The sequence below is a fragment of the Nonomuraea zeae genome, from assembly GCF_005889725.1.
Lineage (GTDB): Bacteria > Actinomycetota > Actinomycetes > Streptosporangiales > Streptosporangiaceae > Nonomuraea > Nonomuraea zeae.
In genome coordinates this window covers 1-2,865 of the sequence record NZ_VCKX01000575.1, presented here as the reverse complement: position 1 = coordinate 2,865, position 2,865 = coordinate 1, and the positions used below count along the sequence as shown (strand labels likewise).

Here is a 2,865-nt window from a genome sequence, read left to right as displayed (position 1 = left end):
CCGTCTCCGCCGCCGCCACCACCACCGCCGGAATCTCCGCCGCCGCCACCGTCGTAGCCGCCCCCGTGCGAGCCGTGGGACCCGCCGCCGGACGAGCCGGCCCCGAAGTCGAACAGGCCGCCCAGATCAAAGAAACCGCCCCAGTCGCCGCCCCCGTTCGGGCCGCTGTCGTAGGCGGTGGGGAAGGCCGCACCGCCGCCGTACGAGCCGCAGCGCCCCGGCGTGCAGCAGGCCGCCATCCGCAGGGTGGTCCTGGCCCGGGTGTCCAGCCGCAGCGTGTCGGCCAGCCGTCGGTCCGGCAGTTTGGTCAGCCCGTGCAGCGCCACCAGCCCGACCTCGTCCGAGCCCTTCCACTTCCCGCCCGCGGCGTTCAGGGTTCCGGCCTCCGACAGGGCGGTCCGGCCGGCCATCGTCAGCGGGTTCGCCATGGAGCGGCGCAGCCACAAGAAACAGATCACGCCCGCGACGGCCGCGGCCGCCGCGATCGCGATCGCACCCGATGAGCCGTGCAGGAACGGGCTCAGCAGCGCCACCACCACCGCCAGCGCGGCGAAGACGAACAACCAGCTCGTACGCCGTCGCGTCCGCACTCGATCGGCCGGCCCGATCAGGTACCCCTGCCGCCACAACGGCGTGCCCAACCGCCGCATCGCGTGGTCGCCGCCCGCGCTGTGCCGGACTTCCGCCGTGGTACGCCCGCCCGGCACGGACGCGACGTGCCGATAAACCGCGCGTTCGACCGGGACGCCCTTGCTCGGCCTGAACCCCTGCACCGGAGTGACGACACCCTCGCTGGACACCCGCACCCCGCCCTGCGAGAGCAGCGACACCAGTGCCGTGTTGATCACCCGGCGCGGTCCTCCGGCGAGGTAGGCCGCCTCGTAGACGTCCAGCGGATAGCGCCGCACCTTGGCCGCTGCGGAGCGGGCGAGGTACAACGTCACCTGCGTCCGGATCGCGGTGAGAGCGATGAGCGCGAGCAGCCCGATCGCAACCGTATAGAGAGCCCCGTTCATGTGCTTCCCCCTGAAATGCTTATGCGCATACACCCCGTTTGCGGCAGATCCATGTGATTGATGGACGATTCTCGGTGGAAGCCGGGTTCCCCGGAAACTCACGAATTCGGCGGAGTGTGCTCAGCCGTTGCCGCGTGCCTCGAACCGGGCGTACAGACCCTGCTTCTTGGGGACCTTGACCAGGGTCTCGACGACCTTGCCCTTGAGGTCCACGATGCCGATGCCCTGAGGGACCGGCGCGAGCAGGTGCCGCTCGTCGTACCAGCCGAGCACGGGACTCCAGACGGGGCTGAAGCCCAGCTTGATCCTGGTGACGGCCTTGCCGGTGGCGGTGTCCCACACGCAGGCCGACTTCTCCAGCGACATGCAGGCGGTGACGAAGCGGCGGCCCGACGGGCTGAACGTCCCCTGTCCCTGGCTGGCCGGACGGCCGCGTACGTGCCAGGTCCGCTTGACGGCGCCGGTGAGGTCGTACTGGCGGATGGAGGATTCGCCGTTCTTGCCCCAGCGTACGACGACGCCCTTGCTGTCGCGGGTCCACTGGAAGCCGCCGACGGTGATGAGGGCATTCTCGATGCGGACGAAACGGGCCTTCATCGCGGGCACGTCGACCAGGACGATGCCCTCCGAACGGGGCTCGAACCCGGCCTCGAACACGTTGAACAGCAGCGTGCGTCCGTCCGGGGACCAGGTGGGCCAGATCGTGTTGAGGTAGCCGTTGGCCTGCTCGGGGTCGGCGGGGGAGGGCAGCTCCACCACCGTCCTGTCGCCGGTCTTGCGATCCAGCAAGGTCACCTTCGGCACGCCCCCGCCCCTGCCCTCGGCCTGGCTCGCGGCCCAGCGCCCGTCGGGGGAGACGGCGACGGCGGTCGCGTCGGTCTTGACGAACGCCCGCTTGGCCGGGTCCCAGGCCCGCTGCCGGAAGGGAGGGCTGGTGTCCGGGGTCGCGTACGAGGTGAACTGGATCGGACGGCCCGCCATCTTCGTCACGATCCGGGCCGAGGTGCCCGGCAACGGGCCTGGCGCCGGTTGCGCGGGAGCGGCGCCGAGCATGGCGGTCAAGGCGACGGTGGCACCTAAGTTCACGATCATCTCTGCTCCTCAGGGTCCGGTCAGGTCGGTGGATCCTACCAAGATCACAAAAGGCGCCGGGGGCGTTGCCGCTGTGGCAGACCAACCATCCTGAGGCCGCCACCGCCTCAAGGGATGAACCGTCGGGGCCGGCCGGTTGCAGGGGTGGGGGCGATCTCGCGCCTCCATCCGCGGATGTCGATGAGGAGTTTTCGTGAGCACGCACGCAGATCCAGCAGGCCACCCGTCAGCCGTCCGCCAGCTCAGGCTCGTTGTGGAGGCGGAGGACTACGAGGCCGCGGTGGCCTTCTATCGGGACGTGCTGGGCCTTCCTGAGCAGGCGGCGTTCTCGGACGGAGAGGGGGCACGGGTGGCGATCCTCGACGCCGGCCGCGCCACGCTGGAGATCGCGAACCCGGCGCAGAAGAGGATGATCGACGACGTGGAGGTGGGTCGCCAGGTGGCTCCCAAGTTCCGGGTCGCGTTCGAGGTCGAGGACGCTCGGAGCACGACCGAGCGGCTGGTGGACGCGGGGGCGACCGAGGTGGCGCCGCCGACGGTGACGCCCTGGGAGTCGCTGAACGCCCGGCTCGACGCGCCTGCCGGTTTGCACATCACGGTGTTCCAGGAGCTGCGCAGCCTTGAGGAACGCGAAAACCTGGAGGGTTTCAGCGCCGACCAGGACCGGTGACGATCGCCGTCGTGGCGGAGACGGATTCCGCCACGACGGCCTGGTGGGCGGTGGCCGATGATCCGTGGCGGTCTCTTATACCCATCC

At 70.2% G+C, this 2,865-nt stretch carries 3 protein-coding genes; 1 reads left to right on the top strand and 2 read right to left on the bottom strand.

Features of this window, described 5'->3' with window-relative positions; genetic code table 11:
* Together ETD85_RS67175 and ETD85_RS61305 are read right to left on the bottom strand one after the other, a co-directional pair.
* The coding region (locus tag ETD85_RS67175; RefSeq protein WP_138698943.1) for a TIGR04222 domain-containing membrane protein at positions 1-1,016 on the bottom strand (1,016 nt) is incomplete at its 3' end.
* Positions 1,017-1,136: 120 nt separating this feature from the next.
* Positions 1,137-2,108: a WD40 repeat domain-containing protein gene (locus tag ETD85_RS61305; RefSeq protein WP_138698942.1), complete on the bottom strand. Its 972-nt coding sequence runs from the start codon at positions 2,106-2,108 to the stop codon at positions 1,137-1,139.
* A gap of 193 nt (positions 2,109-2,301) precedes the next feature.
* Between ETD85_RS61305 and ETD85_RS61300 the strand changes: the two genes are divergently transcribed.
* Complete coding sequence (locus ETD85_RS61300) at positions 2,302-2,778, top strand: VOC family protein (protein ID WP_138698941.1); 477 nt, start codon at positions 2,302-2,304, stop codon at positions 2,776-2,778.
* Positions 2,779-2,865 lie beyond the last annotated feature (87 nt).